This is a genomic window from Pseudomonas putida S13.1.2, from assembly GCF_000498395.2.
Taxonomy (GTDB): Bacteria; Pseudomonadota; Gammaproteobacteria; order Pseudomonadales; family Pseudomonadaceae; genus Aquipseudomonas; species Aquipseudomonas putida_Q.
In genome coordinates this window covers 219314-241485 of the sequence record NZ_CP010979.1, presented here as the reverse complement: position 1 = coordinate 241485, position 22172 = coordinate 219314, and the positions used below count along the sequence as shown (strand labels likewise).

At 57.4% G+C, this 22172-nt stretch carries 16 protein-coding genes and 1 other RNA gene; 10 read left to right on the top strand and 7 right to left on the bottom strand.

The genetic code is table 11. The features are described from left to right. The first annotated feature begins 26 nt into the window (after positions 1–26). The 5 genes from N805_RS01090 (at position 27) to N805_RS30380 (ending at position 5014) form a co-directional block, all read left to right on the top strand. Positions 27–446 (top strand): helix-turn-helix domain-containing protein, encoded by a 420-nt coding sequence (locus tag N805_RS01090; protein WP_019472858.1) that lies wholly within the window; start codon positions 27–29, stop codon positions 444–446. Between the two features lie 273 nt (positions 447–719). Further along, the gene (locus tag N805_RS01085; RefSeq protein ID WP_033692639.1) at positions 720–2021 is read left to right on the top strand and encodes a site-specific integrase; all 1302 of its coding nucleotides are present in this window, start codon (positions 720–722) and stop codon (positions 2019–2021) included. Between the two features lie 926 nt (positions 2022–2947). Then, positions 2948–3166 (top strand): hypothetical protein, encoded by a 219-nt coding sequence (locus tag N805_RS30390; RefSeq protein WP_155412655.1) that lies wholly within the window; start codon positions 2948–2950, stop codon positions 3164–3166. After that, on the top strand, positions 3167–3655 hold the full coding sequence (locus N805_RS30385; RefSeq protein ID WP_155412654.1) for a hypothetical protein: 489 nt from the start codon (positions 3167–3169) through the stop codon (positions 3653–3655). It begins immediately after the preceding gene. 519 nt (positions 3656–4174) lie between these two features. Next, positions 4175–5014 carry a helix-turn-helix domain-containing protein gene (locus N805_RS30380; RefSeq protein ID WP_155412653.1) on the top strand — a complete coding sequence of 280 codons (840 nt, stop codon included), beginning with the start codon at positions 4175–4177 and terminating at the stop codon, positions 5012–5014. Positions 5015–5650: 636 nt separating this feature from the next. Here the strand turns inward: N805_RS30380 and N805_RS01075 are convergent. Both N805_RS01075 and N805_RS29490 read right to left on the bottom strand, forming a co-directional pair. Then, positions 5651–6298, bottom strand: a complete 648-nt coding sequence (locus tag N805_RS01075) for a hypothetical protein (protein WP_019472854.1) — start codon at positions 6296–6298, stop codon at positions 5651–5653. A 39-nt stretch (positions 6299–6337) separates the two neighbouring features. Next, a complete protein-coding gene (locus N805_RS29490; protein ID WP_080956761.1) occupies positions 6338–7264 on the bottom strand; it encodes an FRG domain-containing protein in 927 nt (308 codons plus the stop codon). A 427-nt stretch (positions 7265–7691) separates the two neighbouring features. Here N805_RS29490 and N805_RS01070 point away from each other — a divergent pair, with 427 nt between their 5' ends. Further along, the gene (locus N805_RS01070) at positions 7692–8318 is read left to right on the top strand and encodes a recombinase family protein (RefSeq protein WP_019472853.1); all 627 of its coding nucleotides are present in this window, start codon (positions 7692–7694) and stop codon (positions 8316–8318) included. A gap of 311 nt (positions 8319–8629) precedes the next feature. Continuing rightward, positions 8630–8833: a hypothetical protein gene (locus N805_RS01065; protein ID WP_019472852.1), complete on the top strand. Its 204-nt coding sequence runs from the start codon at positions 8630–8632 to the stop codon at positions 8831–8833. A gap of 129 nt (positions 8834–8962) precedes the next feature. Here the strand turns inward: N805_RS01065 and ffs are convergent. The 5 genes from ffs to N805_RS01045 form a co-directional block, all read right to left on the bottom strand. After that, an RNA gene (ffs, locus tag N805_RS29485) (signal recognition particle sRNA small type) lies at positions 8963–9059 on the bottom strand. Positions 9060–9379: 320 nt separating this feature from the next. Continuing rightward, positions 9380–11710, bottom strand: a complete 2331-nt coding sequence (ligA, locus tag N805_RS01060) for an NAD-dependent DNA ligase LigA (protein ID WP_019472851.1) — start codon at positions 11708–11710, stop codon at positions 9380–9382. A gap of 99 nt (positions 11711–11809) precedes the next feature. Beyond that, positions 11810–12700 (bottom strand): cell division protein ZipA, encoded by an 891-nt coding sequence (gene zipA / locus N805_RS01055; protein WP_019472850.1) that lies wholly within the window; start codon positions 12698–12700, stop codon positions 11810–11812. A gap of 205 nt (positions 12701–12905) precedes the next feature. After that, positions 12906–16394, bottom strand: coding sequence for a chromosome segregation protein SMC (gene smc / locus N805_RS01050; protein ID WP_019472849.1), 3489 nt, complete (start codon positions 16392–16394; stop codon positions 12906–12908). Between the two features lie 3 nt (positions 16395–16397). Then, positions 16398–17057, bottom strand: a complete 660-nt coding sequence (locus N805_RS01045; RefSeq protein WP_019472848.1) for a GntR family transcriptional regulator — start codon at positions 17055–17057, stop codon at positions 16398–16400. A 268-nt stretch (positions 17058–17325) separates the two neighbouring features. Here N805_RS01045 and xdhA point away from each other — a divergent pair, with 268 nt between their 5' ends. The 3 genes from xdhA to xdhC all read left to right on the top strand — a co-directional run bounded on the left by xdhA (position 17326) and on the right by xdhC (position 22167). Beyond that, the gene (xdhA, locus tag N805_RS01040; protein WP_019472847.1) at positions 17326–18780 is read left to right on the top strand and encodes a xanthine dehydrogenase small subunit; all 1455 of its coding nucleotides are present in this window, start codon (positions 17326–17328) and stop codon (positions 18778–18780) included. After that, positions 18773–21172, top strand: coding sequence for a xanthine dehydrogenase molybdopterin binding subunit (gene xdhB / locus N805_RS01035; RefSeq protein WP_019472846.1), 2400 nt, complete (start codon positions 18773–18775; stop codon positions 21170–21172). Before xdhA ends, xdhB begins: the two co-directional genes overlap by 8 nt. Positions 21173–21321: 149 nt before the next feature. After that, on the top strand, positions 21322–22167 hold the full coding sequence (gene xdhC / locus N805_RS01030; RefSeq protein WP_019472845.1) for a xanthine dehydrogenase accessory protein XdhC: 846 nt from the start codon (positions 21322–21324) through the stop codon (positions 22165–22167). Positions 22168–22172: the final 5 nt, after the last annotated feature.

Here is a 22172-nt window from a genome sequence, read left to right as displayed (position 1 = left end):
AGTCAACTTCAAGTCAAGGGCCCGAAATGGACATTGCCGACGTCGCAAAACGCACAGGCGTACCCGCATCGACACTGCGTTACTACGAGAAGAAAGGCTTGCTCAAGTCGCTGGCCGGGCGCGGCCAGCGGCGGCAGTTTGCGGCTGATGTGGCAGACCGGCTGGCTCTGATCGCCCTAGGGCAGGCTGCGGGATTTTCGCTGGATGAAGTGGGGGCGATGCTGGTGGACCTGCAGGTCGACCGGCAGATGCTGGTCGCCAAGGCGGACGAGCTGGATGCGCGAATCAGGCGGTTGCAAGCGATGAGCAAGGGATTGCGGCATGCGGCGCAGTGCCCAGAGGAGGATCATCTGGCATGCCCGAAATTCCAGCGGCTGATGAAGCTGTCGGCGGCAGGGGCATTGGGCGAAAAGCAGGAAAGAACGAAGGCGTTCGTTGCAGACTGATGTTTTCCGACCCCAGAAATGGAGGCGGCCCCACCAGCCACACCCCGGCACTCGATGTTCCCGCTATGGCTGCTCCCTTCCGGATCATGCCTAGGTCGCATGCAGGCATGCTGGTAATCAATGCAGCCCTTATAGAGTAAGGGTTTCAGGCTGACGGGATACCATCATATCTATCCGTGCGGACACCCCGCACAGACGCTCAGAGATCGGGGTGCAACCAGAATTGTTCCACTCAATTGGTCCACTTTACTGGTCCACTCTGGTGTTTTCTCAATGGCCTACATCGTCCGCCGCCAGTCCGTTTACTACCTCAACCTTCGACTACCGAAGCACCTGTTCCCGAACCGTCACACCCTCCGCGTATGCCTGCAATTGCGAGAGCGTCAGGCTGCACTATTCCTTGCCAGCTCTTTAGCTCAGCAGGTGAGCAACCACTTGAGCGAACATCCCCTAACCTCCCCTGAGACGTTGCGTGCGCTGTGCTCACAGTGGCGCGAATCAGCACCAAAGCCAGCAACCTTTCCTGCACCAACTGCACCGCGAAAGGCTACAGCACCTACAGCGAAGTCGAAAAGTGACGGACCTACCCTTGCCGCCCTTTCGAAGCTGTATATAGAAGAAGGCAAACGTGGTGGCACATGGCGACAAACCAGCACCGAAGACATTGAGCGTGCCCTTGCTGAGCTGTTTGAGCTAATGGGTGACATGCCTGCGGTAGACTTCGATGCTCAGCAAGCCCGCCTATTAAAAGAACGGCTTAGCCGCTGCCCTCAGTATTTCGGCTTACGCCCAGAGTTTAAGGGGAAGACGTTGAAGGAGGTGGTTGAGTCGGGCAGCACCTACAAAACCATAACCGCTGTCACGGTTAACAACCGCCTACGCAAACTCACCGCCTTCCTCAACTGGTGCAAGGTGAACAGGTACGTCACTGAAAACCCTTTGGCGGGCATGAAGGTGATGACTGGCTCAGCAAAGGAAGCACGTCTGTCATTTGATCGGCATGACCTAGTCACCCTGCTGGACCATGAGGCATTGCGAAAGGAAGCCCGAAAACATCAGTGGCGATTCTGGATACCACTACTCGGTCGATACACTGGAGCCCGGTTAGAAGAGTTGTGTCAGCTACGTACTGATGACTTCATTGAGCACCAAGGTATCCAATGCTTCCGCATTGACGACAGCAGTGAAGGTCAAAATCTTAAGAACACCGGGAGTCGGCGTGTGCTGCCCATCCACCCTACTCTAATAGAACTGGGTTTGTTGCAGCACGTTGAATCACTCAAGGCAACCGGGGCGGATCGCTTGTTCCCTGATCTGGAAGCAGTACGTGGGAAGCTGGGTCACGCTCCATCGAAGTGGTTTGGCAGGTACAAAACGAAGCTGGGTATCACTGACACTCGAAAGACATTTCACAGCTTCCGCCATACATTCATTGATGATCTTCGTGAAGCGGCAGTACAGGATTCGTTAATCAAGCGCATGGTTGGCCACGAGGACAGTTCAGTCACTTTTGGCATTTATGGTAGTAGGACTCCGATAGCAGCCATGAGAGACGCTTTACTATGTATAGAATAATTGAAATATTTCTCATAAAAGTTACTACAAAGTGCGAAGAACTTATGTAACGGTATTGACTTATTTTATAAAAAATATTATAATATCAACATGAATTGAGAGTATTAGGTGCAGCATTTGGGTGGTGTTTGATGCTGTTAAGGTCGGAGGTCCGCTAATACTTTCAATTACTCCAATTCCAGTATGTATTGAGAATGGATGGTTGGTTAAATAGAGTCCGCCTTTGTCTTTGTCCCAAAGGCGTGTATCTCCACCATTTTCAATCATTCTATTTCAGCGGGCGTATCCTCGCCCAAGACAGCTTGTACAGGTTTTCTCCTTTCCTCGTTCAAGCTGTCATCTGCCAATGATACCCTCGAATGTCATTGGCATTTATTCCTTGTGACCAATAGCCAAGTGGTTACAGCCAGCTATTAGCCATAGTGGCTGGCCTTCGTTTCTCCAAGTTTCCCAGCATCCTCAAAAGGTGCTGGGACTCTTTTTTATTCGTCGTAAAGACAATCCAATTACATTCATGGAGGATTCCACATGGAAAATACTCGGCCATGCCGCATCTGTAATACTGACATTTCACACTTGCGTAAACATGCAATCACTTGCTCTAACAGCTGTAGAAGCAAACTCTTTCGTTCAAACAAACTCCAATCAGTCCTCGTAAACTTTCGGGTACCTCTTTCCATTTACACTGATATGGCTATCGAAGCCTTCACCTCAAAGAAAGGTGTAAGTGGGCTGTTGACTGAAATGGTGACGAAGAAATATGCATGATTCTCAAATGACCAATTATAAGCTCAATAAAGAAATTTCATATTACAGGTCTTTGGGTAGTGCAGCTAAGGCCACAAGCAATCAAGCCGAATGGCAAAGGTGTTCAGACATTGTTGAACTGCTTGAAGAACAGCTATCAATCACAGGGGAATCAAGATATGCGTGATCTAGAACTAGATAAGTTTTTACTTGAGCATGGAAAAGCATGGCGACGTAAAGATCGTAGCAAGCAACAGGCAGCGGTAAAGCCAAATACATCTGCTCCAGTTGTCAAACCAACTGTAAAGCCGTTCACTCAATTTAACGAGTTGACCTATCAATCCACAATAATTAGCAAGATGATTGCCCTTATTCACAAGCGAAAAGGAGTAAAGTAAATGACAGCAGTAAACAAAGATAAAATCACCATCCGCGGCACACCACCGAAATATGACGAAGTAGAATATGACCGCCGTCTTGCTCTGGAACTACATAAGTATCATCATACGAGTGATAGCCTAGAATTTCTAAATGCTTCACTAGCTCATGATTTCCTTGAGCAAGTAGCAGACAAAATGAAAGCAGGGTATTCAGTTGCCAGAAGCTGGCGAGTTGTCACCGAACCACTCAATTACTCATGTTTCCTCAAAAAACCTGACGAAGTTCAAGCACTGGATGTTGAGGCCATTAAGGCCAAGGTGAAAGCATCGTATGTCGAGTGGCTTCAAAGTGAACATAGTCGTTATCAAGACTTGCTTCGGGTGCAACTGAAACAAGCAGCGGTAGAAAAGGAAGCAAAAGCAGCAGCAGAGAAAGAGGCAAGACAACTTGCTGCAATCGAAAAACAAGTTGCTGAATGTTACTCTCCACTTGTCATCCCGGATTAACAGATGAAAATATCAGATGCTTCCCATTTGCTTACGCAGGTGTGGGAGCTTTTTTGTGTCTGTGGTTTACGGCCATCCCCCGATTATCATTGGGGGTTGTTGTACGGGTGTTAAGTAGATTTCACTTTCTCGATCAAAAATCATTCAATTCGCACAGAAATAACAAGTTATTCTTAACTCTGTACAGATAGTAATGCTGGATGCCTCTAGAGCGCTCCCTAGTGCGGTTTGAGGCGGTTTAAAGGAAAAGACAAGCAAAGCTAGCGGGTGTGGGTGAGCTTCGTTTGAGGCTGTAGAGCGGCCTGCAAAGACAGATGATTTCTTGCTTAGAGAAGTCGAATCAGATTTAGAGAAGTCAAAAACCGAGCTCTCTAAACTATTTACCTCCTACTGATTTAGATAACTTGTCAAGGGGTTTTCTGCCATTTGAATCCTTGAGATAATGGCAGCTCACATACACATGGCAACGCCTGAGAGGAACTGTCTATTGAATAGAACTGAAAAAAGGAGACTTAAGAAATGCTCACTAATGAACAACTATCAGAACTGAATTCTCGATTTGAGAGCAATGCAAATGCCTTGATTTCTGCGCGTGGTGCTGGCGGTATTAAACCTGAGCGATCAGCTACTGGTGGCGACTACGAGAAGCTTGTTAATCCATTTGCAGGATACATTGTCTGCCCATTGGTTCCAGTTGATAATACATCCAAAGATCACACACTGTATCCGAAGTGGTGTCTTGATGTTGTCGAGGGAGTTGCAAGGTTGAACTGGTATCGTCCAGAAGGTGACCAGTTTCCATTATCGGTTAAGAAGATTCTTTTGATGCTGCAAACTTGCAAGCAAATCGACAAATACACCGTAGGCGAGATGTTTGATTTTGAATCACGGCAAGCTGAGCGCTATGTTCAAGCAGCCCGCATCGTTATTCCGCAACTTGAAAAGGTTGTGCCTGAAAGTTTGAAATTGAAGATCAAGGATTGCATCCCTTTGTTTGATACATCTGCACAAGTTGTCGGAATCGCGTCCACCATAGACCTGACTGACGATGTGCCAAATGTTTTTGAATGGAAGCGGCACATGGCTGAGTGGCTTGAAAAGCTGCATCATGACTGTGAAATGGTTTTCACCAAGTACAACACGCGGGAATTCTATGAGGCTGACAGGCTGGAAATCTTATCAGAAGCTATCGTGCGTTACCCGGTAAGAAATCCGGTTACTGTCAAGGTGTTGAGAGTTGAGCATCCAATGCAAGCCAAAGCCCTTGAGATGATCCGTAGCGGTCTGTCTGTGGCCAATGTAGCACGGGAGACTGGCGTGCACAGGAACACCGTCAGCAAGTGGAAAATAGCAGCTTGAAAAAGTGCACACCTAAGTGCGTCGCATTATATTTAAGGGGAGCCCGATCTAGGGGAGTCGAAAAATATAACAGCCTTTCTTCTGTGGAGATTATCCACAGGATAGCTTCTATTCAAGGTGGAACCTTGAGTCATGATTTCAAAGAAAATAGAAGGGGGCAGGCAGCAGCAAGCAGCCCCCTAAATTAAAGAGCATTATCACTCTGTGTTAACTAGCACAGGAATATACAATCATAAAACATTACTGATAAAAACTTTCATCCGTAGACGGATAACAAAAGAGCATCAGTCAGTTTTATAACAAAGATCAAAAGCGAATGATTTCTTCTCCTACCCCTTTGGGGAAGTCTCCTTCGTCGCCTTAAAGCAAAATCAAGATCAACAGCAGATGTATTTGCTTTTCTCTTCTCGGCTGTCAAGTCCGAGTATCTTGTATGAATGTATTTGTTTCTTTCTTCTTGTCGCTCAAGACAAGATTCTTGTATTCAGTGATTTTAATCCTAACTCTTCGTGGTCAAACGAAGAAGGTGACATTCATAATCATTCGGGAAAAGACAGAGAAAGCATTCCTCTTCCCGCTTTAGTGAATTGCAACTTCACAGGTTCCTGTGAATAGGGTTATTCCAAGTCAGCAATGTCATGACTGCAATGAGCGAAGCCATTCTCGGCAGTCGTGAAAGAAACTGGTGTAGTCTTTGACAAATGCTGACATTCTTATCGCATAAAATTGTGATTCGTTCACCAAATCGGCTCGCTCAAGATTTAATGCTAGAACCAAAGGTTCATCCTGACCTATTCTTGCCAAATCGGACTGAATGAAAGAGTGCTTAAAGGTATTTGATAGATCATTGAGCAGCCTAATCAATTCAAGGTGTCGCTCGAATAAATCATCCGGGCCATGATACTTGTGCTTGAACACGAGCCCGATTGTATCGACTTTTACCTTTGAAGGAATCTCGCCTCCATCCCTTAGTTGGTGCATACACCAGACAAGCGCCACAAGCTCATCCGCTACCCTTCGCATGCCGGTAACTGCGTACTCTGTCGAAAACCGATGTATATTGAAAACATCTTTCATACTGTCTTCAATGCTCCCGGTTCTTGCGGCACACCAAGTCTCATAGCTTGTGATAATTTTTCGATTGGCTTCATTAAGCCTAGAAATAATGTCCATCCACTTGAGCTGGAAATTCCCATAAGGCGTATCCGCCGGAAGCGGAAGGAGCAATGAGACGTTTAAGGTTTCTTCCGGCTGTTTGCCAATGTCAATCAGGGTGTAGGCCATGGTAGTCGATCTCTTTCCTTAGAGGTTATTCTTGGCTAATTAGTCCGACTCGCTATAGTCCTCATAATAATCATCAAGGGCTGACGGAGACATTCTTACTCCAACTGCTACATTGGCCCAGTCCCTTACCATCATTGCGACACCATGATAGCCCGGAAACAGTGTTGACCCGTCAACCCCAAGCTTAGAGCATAGATTCAACAACTCAGGAGCTTCACTGACCGGCAGGGTCAACTTCATAAGGGGGAAGACTGCTTGAGCCGTGCTGTAAATCTCTTCCACGTCCTCTAGGGCTTCTGGCTGATATATGTCTTGGGCAGGCAGGCTAAAAGTATCAACCTTGTGAGTGGTAAAGAGCCCTGACTGAGCTGCTTGATTCCTACTTGTCCCACCCGGCGTCCTAATAATCTCAACTGTTTTCCAGTGCCTTGAATGCTCGGTACTCAGTGCCCATATTGCTAGTTTTGCATTTATGCTATCAAGTTCAAAATTTGCTGACGACGCTGCAAAATAGCAGGCAACATAGCTTCTCTCCGTCCAGTCTAGAAGCCGAGTAGGTATTCCATAGTGCTGCGCAGCAGCTAATATTTCATATAGTGCCGGCTGGGGCCATGGTTGTCTAAAGGCATTGGTGAATGACTCTGGCTCGTTCAGCAGCCTTGTCTTGATTTGTTCTGAGTATCCCGGCACTACTAATCCCGATCGATCACACCCGTCTAGAAACTGCTTCAATACATCCAGTTCAAAGCTCACCTGCCCTTTGCTGGAATTACTGAACATCCTGTGCGGTGAACCATAGGCGAATGAGCCGATACCACCACGACATATTGATGGTGTCAATTTGTATTGGTCGCTCGGTTGACCTCTGAATATATACTTCCCCTTATTCCAAGTGTGGGAGAGAGGGGACACAAAATCCAGCAGTTCCCGTGCTGTATCAAAATGTTTCTCAACTGGTTTTCCCATGGCGTTCTCAAAATAAGCGTGGAGATTGTGAGTCTACTGATACCTAATGGCCACTATCAACTCATTTAATAAGCCCGGTCGCCACCAATGTCGTCACACCATCTCTTCCAATGTCGTCACACGGCACTCAGGAAAATCCAAATTCCATTTTCTGGTTTGGGCGTTTCCGTTTGTGCTGGTAAGCACGACTGTCCGCGAGTTCGCCGATCTGTCTGATACTCCGTTTCGGCTGTCATTCGCCAGCATGGATCAGTTGGCGGTGTCAGGATATTTCTGCTGTCAGTGTGTACCGAAAAGGGTATACCCCAGACAGCATAGGAAAAGACTCCCAGAATGTACCGATGACTGTACCGATAAATAGTGTTTGACCATCTCAAGCGGTACACATATAATCGGTACATCCAAAACGATACAGTTGAGAATCAACATGTTCATTCGCGGCTACCTTCGTGCATCCACAACCGACACTGACGCTAATCGAGCTCGTGCTGCTCTGATCGAGTTTGCCGCTGCACACGGTCACAAGGTTGCCGCGTTCTATGTTGAGAACGTGTCTGGCACGAAACTGGAACGTGACCAACTCAACCGGCTGATCGATGATAGCCACGAAGGTGACGTGCTGTTGATCGAGCAAGTCGACCGCCTGACTAGATTGCAAGATGGTGACTGGGAAGCGATGAAAACCCGCATCAAGGGTAAGGGCATCACAGTCGTAAGTTTGGACCTACCGACCAGCCACACTGTACTGACCAAAGCCGGTGCTACTGACGACTTCACCAAAGGCATGATTAAGGCCGTCAACGGTATGCTTCTGGACATGCTTGCTGTAGTTGCACGTAAAGACTACGAAGACCGTCGCCGTCGTCAGGCTGAGGGCATCACCACTGCTAAAGCTAACGGTGTGTACAAAGGCCGTAAGACTGACGAAGCCTTGCATGAGCGTATCCGCACAGCACTGGAAAGCGGTATGAGCCTACGCAAGACAGCAGCCCTTGTGGACTGTGCATTAAGCACCGTACAACGGGTACAGAAGGACATGAAAGCAGCTATTTAAAACTACCCTCATACAGCTGTTTACAGCCTCACCTATCGGATAGGTAGACAAGCACTCAAGCGCCTCGCTGTAGCCCTCTTTGGAGCTGTGGCGCGGCGTTCTCGTCTGTATCTGCTAGGGATTACCATAATCCTATACGCCCCGGCCCTTTTAGAAAGCTGGGGGGTTAAGCCCAGTCGCTGTACCTCAGAGGATTTCCACCTACAACGTCGCCGGATACGAACCGAAACCCCATTCCTGATTTAAGGGGAAAAACGAGCTTGCGGCAGATGGGGTACTCTGTATACAAACCATCCCACTGAGCATTATCCATGGAAAAAGCCTCCCTCACCGCAGACGCCCTTGAACTGATTCACCTGAATCAAATTGCTATTCGTGCGGCAATAGAAGAGCTCAGTACATGGGTTCGCCAACGCGGTTCGACCAACGTTCACGACAACGTGATGACGGCCTTGCAAGCTCTGGATACCAACGCCGACGCCATCGGCTCAGCGATTGAGCGGTTACGGGATTGAGAACCAAGAAGGATGGACGATAGAATGACTTTACGGTGCACCACTCAGGTGTACTACCGCACTGGTCCACTTTTAGGTTTTTTGAGCGAGAAATCCTTGTAAAATCAAGGATTTAAAGAATGGAGGCGGCCCCACCAGCCACACCCCGGCACTCGATGTTCCCGCTATGGCTGCTCCCTTCCGGGCCTGACCAGGTTAACGGGTAATCAATGCGGGGGGACCGACGGGGCCACCACTACATGCCTCGCTGAGCAGCGAGTGGCGCCATTGTACCGGTCTTGCGGGCAGATACAACCTCTGAGGGAGAAAAAGTCATCATTTCTCAATGACTTGTCAGGCGCATGGGCGCTGAACCGGCGCGCAAACCTGTGGGAGCGGGCGTGCCCGCGAAGAAGGCACCGCGGTGGATGGCACCGGCTTTGCCGGTGATCGCCGGCAAGCCAGCTCCCACAGGGAACGTGCATGCTTCTGAATCTTGGTATCAAGCCAGAATTTGGGGCCGCGGTGCGACCCGATTGCAACACAAGGCCGCTCCTGCGCAGGGCTTCAGATAGCAATGCCCTGTTCGGCCAGGAAAGTGACAAAGGCATCTTCGTCCAGCACCTTCACGCCCAGCTCAGCGGCCTTGGCAAGCTTGGAGCCTGCCCCCGGCCCTGCCACCACGCAGTGGGTCTTGCCAGACACCGAGCCGGCCACCTTGGCCCCCAGGCTTTCCAGCTTGTCTTTGGCGATGTCGCGGCTCATGCGCTCCAGCGTACCGGTCAACACCCAGGTCTGGCCGGCCAGCGGCAAGCCCTCGGCTACCTTCTTCTCGCTGCTCCAATGCATGCCGAACGCCAGCAACTGGGCTTCGATATCCCGCGCCAGCTTTTGATTCGCTTCATCCTTGAAGAACTCACGCACTGCGTCAGCCTGCTTGGCCGCCAGGGCCTGGCGCAGGTCGATGCCGTCGGCGGCGATGATCTTGTCCAGGCTGTCAAGCTTGGCCACCAGCTTCTCGGCACCGGTCGGGCCGACCGAGGCGATGTCGAGCTTGGCGATCATCCCGGCCAAGGTGGTACTGGCAGCAAACTCGGCAGCCAGTTCGCCTTCGTCCTGTAGCTGCATGCCGCTGGCCAGAAGCTGCTCGATGACCTTCTGGTTGTGCTCGTCTTCGAAGAAGTTGTGGATTTCATAGGCAACTTCCAGGCCGATGTCCGGCAGGTAAGTGAGCACCTGCGGCAGCGCCTGCTGCACGCGCGCCAGGCTGCCCAGTGAGCGGGCGAGTACCTTGGCGGTTTCTTCGCCTACGTCGGGAATGCCCAGGGCGTAGATGAAGCGCGCCAGGCTCGGGCGCTTGCTGGCTTCGATGGCATCGAGCAACTTCTTGCTGGACACCTCGGCAAAGCCTTCAAGCCCGACAACCTGCTCGAATTCCAGTTTGTACAGGTCTGCCGGCGAGCCGATCAGGCCTTCATCCACCAACTGCTCGACGCTTTTCTCACCCAGGCCGTCGATGTCCATGGCACGGCGCGACACGTAGTGAATGATCGCCTGTTTGAGCTGGGCGCCACAGGCCAGGCGACCGACACAGCGGTACACCGCACCTTCGCTGGTGGTTGCCTTGCCTTTGCTGCGCTTGACCAACTGGGTACGTTCGACCTGCGAGCCACACACCGGGCACTCGCTCGGCACTTGTACCGGGCGGGCATCTTCCGGGCGGCGCTCCAGCACGACTTGCATCACCTGCGGGATCACGTCACCGGCACGGCGGATGATGACCGTGTCACCAATGCGCAGGCCCAGGCGGGCGATTTCGTCCATGTTGTGCAAGGTGGCGTTGGACACGGTCACACCGGCAACCTTGACCGGCTTCAGGCGCGCCACAGGCGTTACCGCACCTGTGCGGCCAACCTGGAACTCGACGTCCAGCACCTCGGTCAGCTCTTCCATGGCCGGGAACTTGTGGGCAATCGCCCAGCGTGGCTCACGGGCACGGAAACCCAGCTCGCGCTGGGCCGCCAGGCTGTTGACCTTGAACACCACGCCGTCGATTTCGTAAGGCAGGCTGTTGCGCCGCTCGCCGATGTCGCGGTAGTAGGCCAGGCACTCATCGATGCCTGCTGCGTGCCTGAGCTCGCGGCTGATCGGCAGGCCCCAGGCCTTGAGCTGCTCGAGGGTGCCGATGTGGCTGTCGCCGATGCTCTCGGACACCTGGCCAACGCCATAGCAGCAGAACTCCAGCGGGCGGCTGGCGGTAATCTTCGAGTCCAGCTGACGCAGGCTGCCGGCGGCGGCGTTGCGCGGGTTGGCGAAGGTCTTGCCGCCGGCTTCGGCCTGGGCGGCGTTGAGCCGGTCGAAACCGGCTTTACTCATGTACACCTCACCGCGCACCTCCAGCACCGCCGGCCAGCCCTGGCCCTGCAGTTTGAGCGGGATGTTGCGCACGGTGCGCACGTTGGCGCTGATATCCTCGCCGGTGGTGCCGTCACCACGGGTGGCGCCCTGCACCAGTTGGCCGTCGCGGTACAGCAGGCTCACCGCCAGGCCGTCGAGCTTGGGTTCGCAGCTGTAGTCGACCGCCCCGGGCTGGTCGAGGCCTTCTACCACGCGGCGGCCGAACTCACGCAGGTCGGTTTCTTCGAAGGCGTTGCCCAGGCTGAGCATGGGCACTTCGTGGCGCACCTGGCTGAAGGCGGACAACGCCTGGCCACCGACACGCTGGGTTGGCGAGTCGGGGGTTACCAGGTGAGGGTGTTCAGCCTCAAGCGCCTTGAGCTCGTTGAACAGGCGGTCGTATTCGGCATCGGGCACACTGGGCTCGTCGAGCACGTAGTAGCGGTAGTTGTGCTGGTCGAGTTCGGCACGCAGTTCATGGATACGGGTTTCGGCGGTCATTTTTCAGGATCTCTTGCAAAGCAAAAGAGCAGCACTGGGCTGCTCTTGCACTTGAAACAGGGTGGACAGGACCAGGCCAGGCCTGCCCACTTGGGCACATCAGCGCTTTTGGGTCAGCGCGCGGCGCTCGAACTCGACGATGCGCTGGCGGTAGTGCTCGATGGTCTGGGCCGTCAGCACGCTGCGCTGGTCATCCTTGAGCTCACCGTTGAGTTCGTGGGCCAGCTTGCGTGCTGCGGCCACCATCACGTCGAAGGCCTGCTTCGGATGACGTGGGCCCGGCAGGCCAAGGAAGAAGCTCACTGCACGGGTGCTGAAGTGGTCGATGTCGTCCAGGTCGAACACGCCAGGCTTGACCGCGTTAGCCATGGAGAACAGCACTTCGCCGTGGCCGGCCATGCTCTCGTGGCGGTGGAAAATGTCCATTTCGCCGAAGCGCAGGCCGCTTTCCAGAATGTTCTGCAGCAGTGCCGGGCCTTTGAAGCCGCCCTCGTCACGGGAAATAACGCTGATCACCAGCACTTCCTCGGCCGGTGGCAGCTCCTTGAGGCTGGCGGCAGGCGCCGGGCTGCTGCTGCGGGTGTTGTCGGCGGCAAAGTCGTCATCGCTGTCGGCAAACAGGTCAGGCTCGCGCGTGTCGGCACTCAGGTTCAGGTCGCCCTGCTGCACATCCGCCGCTGCGGTGGCGCGCTTGTTGCGTTTGCTGGCCTTGGCCGGCTTGGGCTCGCGTTCGCGATCACGCGAAGAAGCGCTGAGCGACGGCAAGTCGCTTTCGTCCAGCTCAGGCTCCTTGTGGGCGTCCAGCACACGCGACGGGCCGAGCACTTCGGCACCGCCACCCTCTTCTTCCGGCAGGTTGGAATAACTGCGATCCAGACGGAATTTCAACTTGCCTTTCCCGCCGCGCATGCGGCGCCAGCCGTCGAAAAGAATCCCGGCAATGACAATGATGCCGATGACGATCAGCCACTCGCGCAGACCGATTTCCATGTAATCCCGTGCCTCTATAAAAATATGCTTGAAAACAAAGGGTTCAAAGCCCTTTAACACGTGGCGCCAACTCTATGTTCTGACAGGCGTTTTACCCACGCAAAAAACGAGTGACATTAAGCTAGCACGACCAAAGACAACTTTACACCGTCTGTCGCACATGACGGGGGCATTTCGCAACAGAATGTGCCTCCATCGTCGCACATCAAGCGTCGACCATGGCCATGGCCGCCTCCACATCAACTGCAACAAGACGTGAACAACCCGGTTCATGCATGGTCACCCCCATCAACTGGTCCGCCATTTCCATGGCAATCTTGTTATGCGTGATGTAGATGAACTGCACGCTTTCACTCATTTCCTTGACCAGGCGCGCATAGCGCCCGACGTTGGCATCGTCCAGCGGCGCATCGACCTCGTCGAGCATGCAGAACGGTGCGGGGTTCAACTTGAAAATGGCAAACACCAGCGCCAAAGCGGTCAGTGCCTTCTCGCCGCCGGACAGCAGATGGATGGTGCTGTTCTTCTTGCCCGGTGGTCGCGCCATGATCGTCACCCCTGTATCGAGTAGATCTTCGCCCGTCAGTTCCAGATAAGCGCTGCCACCACCGAAAACTTTTGGGAAAAGTGCCTGTAATCCGGCATTTATCTGATCAAAGGTATCCTTGAAGCGGTTACGCGTTTCCTTGTCGATCTTGCGGATGACGTTTTCCAGGGTCTCCAGGGCTTCGACCAGGTCGGCGTCCTGCGCGTCCAGATAGCGCTTGCGCTCGGACTGCTGCTCGTACTCCTCGATGGCGGCCAGGTTGATCGCACCCAGGCGCTGGATGCGTGCTTCAAGCTGCTCCAGTTCCTGTTCGGTACCCTGCTCGCTGGCCTCTGCCTCCAAAGTGGCGAGTACACCTTGCAGGTCGTAGCCATCGGCCAGCAACTGCTCTTGCAAGGTCTTGCGTCGCACGTCCAGGCCCTGGCACTCCAGGCGCAGTTGTTCCAGTTGGCCGCGCAGCAGCTGGGCTTGCTGCTCGGCCTGGGTGCGGCGCTTTTCGGCATCACGCAGTTCGCGGTCGGCTTCGTCCATGTGCAGGCGGGCCTTGCGCATTTCCTCGTCGACGCTCATGCGCCGCTCCAGCAGCTCTTCGAGCTTCAGGCGCAGTTCTTCCTGAGGGGCCTCGCCCTCTTCCAGGTTCAGGCTCAGTTGCTCCTGGCGCTCGGTCAGGCGCGCGGCCTGCTGCTCCAGGCGCTCCAGGGCCTGACGGGTGGAGTCGTGCTGGGCGCGCAGCGAACCCAGGCGCACGGCCAACTGGTGGGCGTGGTCCTTGTGCTGGCGAGCCTCCTGGCGCACCCGGTCGAGGCCTTCGCGCAGGGTGTCGCGGCGGGCCATCAACTGCTCACGCTGCTCGGTGTCCTGGGCCATCAGTTCCAGGGCCTCCTGCAGCAGCAAGCGGGCTTCGCCCAACTGCTCGTGCTCGAGGGCGCGCTGCTCTTCCAGCTCGGCCAGTTCTTCAAGCAGGCGCCGACGGCGCAATTCGACCTGCTCGGCTCGGGCACGGCTGGCTGACAGGCTGGCGTTCAGCTCGCCATGCAGACGGTTTTCCTCCTGGGTGCGGCGGCGCAGCTGTTCGCGCTGCTCTTCCTGGTCCAGCTGCTGCTCGCGCAGGGCCTGCAGCTGTTGCTCCAACTGCTCCAGTGCCGCCTCCTGCTCATGTTGCTCCTGGCCCAGGCGCTCGATCTCCTGGCCACGCGCCAGCACGCCGCCTTCGGCTTCACCGCCACGGCGTACCCGCAGGAAGTGCTGGCCTACCCAGTAGCCATCGCGGCTGACCAGGCTCTGCCCTTCGCCAAGCGACGCGCGCTGCGCCAGCGCCTGGGCCAGGTCTTCTACAGGCTTGACCTGGCCCAGCCAGGGCGCCAGGTCGATACGGCCTGCGACCTTTTCCAGCAGGCTGCCGGGCAACGATGCCGCCTTGCCGCTGGCCTGCAGCAAACGCAGCTCACCTTGCTCAAGGCCTGTGAAATCGAGCGTGTTGAAGTCGTCCACCAGCACGGCCTGCAGATCGGCGCCAAGCACCGTTTCTACTGCCAGTTCCCAACCTGGCTCTACCCGCAAGCCTTCAGCCAGGCGTGGCTGCTGCTCCAGGCCTTGGCCTTGCAGCCAGTCTGCAGCACCAGCGCCCGGCTCCAGGGCAGCCTGCTGCAAGGCTTCGAGCGAGGCCAGACGACCCCCCAGGCGCTGCAAGTCGCCCTGGGCCTGCTGCTGCGCCTGGGTGGCCTGTTGCAGTTGCTCGCGCGCGCCTTCCAGGCGCTCGACCACCTGCTCTTCGGACAGCTGCAGTTCTTCCAGCAGCATTTCACTGCTGGCCAGTTGCTCGGCCAATTCGAGCATGGCCGCGTCCTGCGGGTCGCTACCCAGTTGCTCGCGCTCCTCGCCCAGCTTGCGCTGACGCTCGGCCAAACGCTCCAGGCTGGCTTCCAGCTGTTGCAGGCGCGCCTGCTGCACTTCGGCCTGGCGGCGTGGTTCGGCGGAGCGGCTGTTGAAGCTGTCCCACTGCTCCTGCCAGCCGTGCATGCCCGACTCGGCTTCTTCAAGGGCCGCGGCGGCCTCTTCGGCGGCAGCCAGGGTCATTTCCTGCTCGGGTTCGAGCATGGCCAGCTCTTCGCCCAGAGTGGCCAGCAAAGTGCGGTCGTGGCCCAGGTGCGATTCGGTCTCCAGGCGTGTGCGCTCGGCTTCCTTGAAGTCGTCCTGCAACTGGCGCAGGCGCTGCTGGCCGTGCTGGATACTCTGTTCCACCCGGGCGATGTCACCGGCTACCGAGTAGAAGCGGCCCTGCACCTGGTTGAAGCGTTCGGACAATTCATGGTGGCCATCGCGCAGGCGCTCGATGCTGGCATCGGCGTTGCGCTGCTCGGCCACCAACGCCTCATGAGAGACATCCTGGTCGCCAATCACCGACTCGCGCTGGCGCACCTGCTCGTCCAGGCCGCGCCAGCGCAAGGCCGACAGGCGTGCCTTCGACTGGCGCTCCTGGGCTTTGTACTCGCGGTACTTCTCGGCCGCCTGGGCCTGGCGGTGCAGGCGCTCCAGCTGACGCTCCAGCTCTTCGCGCAGGTCGGTCAGGCGCGCCAGGTTTTCCTGGGTGCGGCGGATGCGGTTCTCGGTTTCGCGACGGCGCTCCTTGTACTTGGAGATGCCAGCGGCTTCCTCGATAAAGTTGCGCAGCTCCTCGGGCTTGGCCTCGATCAGCTTGGAGATCATCCCCTGCTCGATGATCGAATAGCTGCGCGGCCCCAGGCCGGTACCGAGGAAAATATCGGTGATGTCGCGCCGACGGCACTTGGTGCCGTTGAGGTAATAGCTGTTCTGCCCGTCGCGGGTGACCTTGCGGCGGATCGAAATTTCGGCGTAGGCGGCATACTCGCCGACCAGGGTGGTTTCGCTGTTGTCGAACACCAGCTCGATGCTGGCCTGGCTGACCGGCTTGCGGCCGCTGGAGCCGTTGAAGATGACGTCGGTCATCGACTCGCCGCGCAGGTTCTTTGCCGAACTCTCGCCCATCACCCAGCGCACCGCGTCGATGATGTTGGACTTGCCGCAGCCATTGGGGCCGACCACGGCCGCCATGTTACTGGGGAAATTGACCGTGGTCGGGTCGACGAACGACTTGAACCCGGCCAGGCGAATGCACTTCAGGCGCATCGGTCAGCCTCGGGCCAGCGCCGCCAGCACCAGTTCGCAGCTGCGCTGGCCGTAGGCGGTAAGCACCTCGCGAATGCGCGGCAGGTCACGGGCGACCACAGCGTCGAGCAGGCGGGCGAACAGGTCCAGGTAGTCGATCATGTTGGCCTGGCGCTGGTCCAGCGACAGGTAGTAGGCACGGCTCATGGCCGGCTGCAGGTTTTCCACGGTTTCCTGCAGGAACGGGTTGTCGGCGAACGGATAGGCCGCGCGCATCACCGCAAAGCTGTCGGCGACAAACGTCTTGATGTCGAGCTGGTCATGGGCACGCTGCAGGCGCTGCTGAATATCCAGAAACGGGCGCAGGTCGGCATCGGTGCGCCATTTTTGCGCAACTGCGTTGCCCAGCAGGATGTAGAACTCGCCCATCAAGGCACACAGGCTGCGCACGCTGCGCTCGTCCAGCACGGTCACGTGGGCACCCCGGCGCGGCAAGATCGCCACCAGGTGCCGGCGCTCGAGGATCAGTAACGCTTCGCGCACCGAGCCACGGCTGACGTTGAGGGCCAGGGTCACCTTCTGCTCCTGGATACGCTCGCCTGGCGCCAGCTCGCCGCGGATGATGCGTTCGGCCAGGTAATCGGCAATCTGCTCGGAGAGGCTGTCCGGGGCCTTGAACGTCATGGTTTTCCTTCAAAATCATTGAACTGGGCACAAGGGGCGGATTGTAGCGTATTTGGGCGGTAATCGCGCAGAGGGCCCAGGGGGTTTATTTGACCTGCCAGACAGCCGCGCGCCCGGCGCGATCTATGCTTGTTGTATGGGCAATGTGTGCGGCCGGGCGGTGGCATGAGCAATTTCTTGACCTTTGAGTCAGAAAAATATTGACCTGCTGGACAGCTGTTGCTTAGAGTCCGCCCAACAACAATAAAACCATTGCGAGGCTATCCCCGTGATCCAGTTTCTCGTCAACCAGGAGCTGCGTAGTGAGCACGCCCTGGACCCGAACATGACGGTGCTGCAGTACCTGCGCGAGCACCTGGGCAAACCCGGCACCAAGGAGGGCTGCGCCAGTGGTGACTGCGGCGCCTGCACCGTGGTCGTCGGCGAATTGACCCAGGACGAACAAGGCAACGACAGCCTGCGCTACCGCAGCCTCAACTCGTGCCTCACCTTTGTCTCGTCGCTGCATGGCAAGCAACTGATCAGCGTCGAAGGCCTCAAGCACCAGGGCCAACTGCACAGCGTGCAACAGGCCATGGCCGATTGCCATGGCTCGCAATGCGGCTTTTGCACCCCAGGCTTTGTCATGTCGCTGTTCGCCCTGCAAAAGAACAGCAGCGGCCCCGATCTGCACCAGGCCCAGGAAGCCCTGGCCGGCAACCTGTGCCGCTGCACCGGCTACCGCCCGATCCTCGACGCCGCCGAACAGAGCTGCCGCCAGCCTTGCCGCGACCAGTTCGATGCCCAGCAGGCGCAAACCATCAGCCGCCTCAAGGCCATTACGCCGACCCAGACGGGCGAGCTGAACAGCGGCGACAAGCGTTGCCTGGTGCCGCTGACCGTGGCCGACCTGGCCGACCTGTACAGTTCACACCCCGAAGCCCGCCTGCTGGCCGGCGGTACCGACCTGGCCCTGGAAGTGACCCAGTTCCACAAGACCTTGCCGGTGATGATTTATGTCGGCCACGTGGCCGAGCTCAAGCGCATCGAAAAAACCGCCAGCCACCTGGAAATCGGCGCGGCCACCCCGCTTACCGACTGCTACGGCGCACTCCACGAGGAGTACCCGGACTTCGGCGACCTGCTGCACCGCTTCGCCTCGCTGCAGATTCGCAACCAGGGCACCCTGGGCGGCAATATCGGCAACGCCTCGCCCATCGGCGATTCGCCGCCCCTGCTGATTGCCCTGGACGCGCAGATCGTCCTGCGCCAAGGCGAGCGCCAGCGCACCATGGCACTGGAAGACTACTTCATCGACTACCGCATCACCGCCCGCCAGGACAGCGAGTTCATCGAAAAGATCATCGTGCCGCGCGCCACCAGCGACTGGGCGTTCCGCGCCTACAAAGTGTCCAAGCGCCTGGACGACGATATTTCTGCCGTGTGCGCGGCCTTCAACCTGAGCATCGAAAACGGCGTGGTCAGCGGTGTGCGCATCGCCTTCGGCGGCATGGCGGCCATCCCTAAACGGGCCCGCGCCTGCGAAGCGGCACTGCGCGGCAAACCGTGGAACCAGGCCGCCATCGAGCGTGCCTGCCAGGCCCTGGCCGAAGACTTCACCCCGCTCAGCGACTTCCGCGCCAGCAAGGAATACCGCCTGCTGACCGCGCAGAACCTGCTGCGCAAGTACTTCATCGAACAGCAAACGCCGCACATCGAAACCCGGGTGACCGCTTATGTCTAACCATCACGTAGCCAAGAGCCAGGCCGAGATGGCCGAGCTGTTCAGCCAGGACCTCACTACCGGGGTGGGCCGCAGCGTCAAGCACGACAGCGCCGACAAGCATGTATCCGGCGAGGCGCTGTACATTGACGACCGCCTGGAATTCCCCAACCAGCTGCACGTGTATGCGCGCACCGCCGACCGCGCCCATGCGCGCATCCTGCGCATCGACACCACGCCGTGCTATGCCTTCGAGGGTGTGCGCATTGCCATCACCCACGAAGACATCCCCGGCCTGAAAGACATCGGCCCGGTGGTGGCCGGCGACCCGCTGCTGGCCATCGACAAGGTCGAGTTCTTCGGCCAGCCGGTGCTTGCCGTGGCCGCCCGTGACCTAGAAACCGCACGCCGCGCGGCCATGGCCGCCATCGTCGAATACGAAGACCTTGAACCGGTGCTGGATGTGGTCGATGCGCTGCGCAAGAAGCACTTCGTGCTCGACAGCCATACCCACCAGCGCGGCGACTCCGCTGCCGCCCTGGCCAGCGCCCCGCACCGTATTCAGGGCACGCTGCACATTGGCGGCCAGGAACACTTCTACCTGGAAACGCAGATTTCCTCGGTGATGCCCACCGAAGATGGCGGCATGATCGTCTACTGCTCCACGCAAAACCCCACCGAAGTGCAGAAACTGGTCGCCGAAGTGCTCGACGTGCCGATGAACAAGGTGGTGCTGGACATGCGCCGCATGGGTGGCGGCTTTGGTGGCAAGGAAACCCAGGCCGCCAGCCCGGCCTGCCTGTGTGCGGTGGTGGCGCGCCTGACCGGCCAGCCCACCAAGATGCGCCTGCCGCGGGTCGAAGACATGACCATGACCGGCAAGCGCCACCCGTTCTACGTTGAATACGATGTAGGCTTTGATGACAACGGCCGCTTGCACGGCATCAATTTCGACCTGGCCGGCAACTGCGGCTACTCGCCCGACCTGTCCGGTTCCATCGTTGACCGCGCCATGTTCCACTCCGACAACGCTTACTACCTGGGCGATGCCACCGTGCATGGCCACCGCTGCAAAACCAACACCGCCTCCAACACCGCCTACCGCGGCTTTGGCGGCCCGCAGGGCATGGTCGCCATCGAGCAGGTGATGGACCATATCGCCCGCCACCTGGGCCGTGACCCGCTGGCCGTGCGAAAGGCCAACTACTACGGCAAGACCGAACGCAACGTTACCCACTACTACCAGACCGTCGAGCACAACATGCTCGAAGAGATGACCGCCGACCTGGAAGCCAGCAGCGACTACGCCGAGCGCCGCGAGTCGATCCGCCGCTTCAACGCCAACAGCCCGGTGCTGAAGAAGGGCCTGGCGCTGACGCCGGTCAAGTTCGGCATTTCGTTTACCGCCACCTTCCTCAACCAGGCCGGTGCGCTGATCCACATCTACACCGATGGCAGCATTCACCTGAACCACGGCGGCACCGAGATGGGCCAGGGCCTGAACACCAAGGTGGCACAGGTGGTGGCGCAGATCTTCCAGGTGGATTTCAGCCGTATCCAGATCACCGCCACCAACACTGACAAGGTGCCCAACACCTCGCCGACCGCAGCCTCCAGTGGTGCCGACCTGAATGGCAAGGCGGCGCAGAACGCTGCCGAAATCCTCAAGCGGCGCCTGACCGAGTTTGCCGCACGGCACTATCAGGTGACCGAGGAGGACGTCGAGTTCCGCAACGGCCATGTGCGCGTGCGCGACCAGATCGTCAGCTTCGAGCAACTGGTGCAGCAGGCTTACTTCGCCCAAGTGTCGCTGTCCAGCACCGGGTTCTACCGCACGCCGAAAATCTTCTACGACCGCAGCCAGGCACGCGGCCGGCCGTTCTACTACTTCGCCTTTGGCGCCGCCTGCGTGGAAGTGATCGTGGATACCCTGACCGGCGAATACAAGATGCTGCGCGCCGACATCCTGCACGACGTGGGCGATTCGCTTAACCCGGCCATCGACATCGGCCAGGTGGAAGGCGGTTTCATCCAGGGCATGGGCTGGCTGACCACCGAAGAACTGGTGTGGAACGCCAAGGGCAAACTGATGACCAACGGCCCGGCCAGCTACAAGATCCCGGCCGTCGCCGACATGCCGCTGGACCTGCGGGTGAAGCTGGTGGAAAACCGCAAGAACCCGGAAGACACTGTGTTCCACTCCAAGGCCGTGGGCGAGCCGCCGTTCATGCTCGGCATTGCGGCCTGGTGTGCGATCAAGGATGCCGTGGCCAGCCTTGCCGACTACCGCGTGCAGCCGAACATTGACGCGCCGGCGACACCGGAACGGGTGCTGTGGGGCTGTGAACAGATGCGCAAGGCGGTGGCTGCCACTCAGCCTGTAGAACCGCAACTGGAAACTGTCACTCACTGAGGTTGGGTGGGCGCCTGTTCGGGCCCTATCGCCGGCAAGCCGGGCTCCCACAGGTGCTGCACCGCTGGCAAGCCCTGTGCTGTATTTGTGGGAGCCCGGCTTGCCGGCGATAGGGCCCGAACAGGCCACCTGGAATGAGGATCTGCATCATGCACCAATGGATCAACGCCCTCGCCGACCACCAGTCCCGTGGCGAAGCCTGCGTGCTGGTGACCATCATCGAGGAACGCGGCTCGACCCCGCGCAACGCTGGCTCGAAGATGGTGGTCAGCGCCAGTGGCCTGTTCGACACCATCGGCGGCGGCCACTTGGAATACAAGGCCCTGCATATCGCCCGGCAAATGCTTGAAGAGCAGCGCACCACCCCGCACCTGGAGCGCTTCAGCCTCGGCGCCAGCCTTGGCCAGTGCTGCGGCGGCGTGACCGTGCTGCTGTTCGAGCCAATGGCCGCCGTGCAGGCGCAGATCGCCGTGTTCGGCGCGGGCCATGTCGGCCGGGCTCTGGTACCCTTGCTCGCCGCGCTGCCCTGCCGGGTGCGCTGGATCGATTCGCGTGAACAGGAATTCCCCGAGCTCATCCCCAACGGGGTGACCAAGGTCGTCAGTGAAGAACCGGTCGACGAAGTCGCGGGCCTGCCGCCAGGCTGCTACTGCATCGTCATGACCCACAACCACCAGCTCGACCTGGAGCTGACCGCCGCCATTCTCAAGCGCAACGATTTCACCTGGTTCGGCCTGATCGGCTCGAAGACCAAACGGGTCAAGTTCGAGCACCGCCTGCGCGAGCGCGGCTACGACGATGCCGTGCTGGCACGCATGCGCTGCCCGATGGGCCTGCCAGAGGTAAAGGGCAAGCTGCCCATCGAGATCGCCGTGTCCATCGCCGGCGAGATCATCGCCACCTACAACGCCTGCTTCGGCCAGCACGACGCTGCGGCCAATGCCGGCCCCATTGCCCAGTTGCTGCCGCCCTCCCGGCGCAGCCAAGCTATTTGACGAGT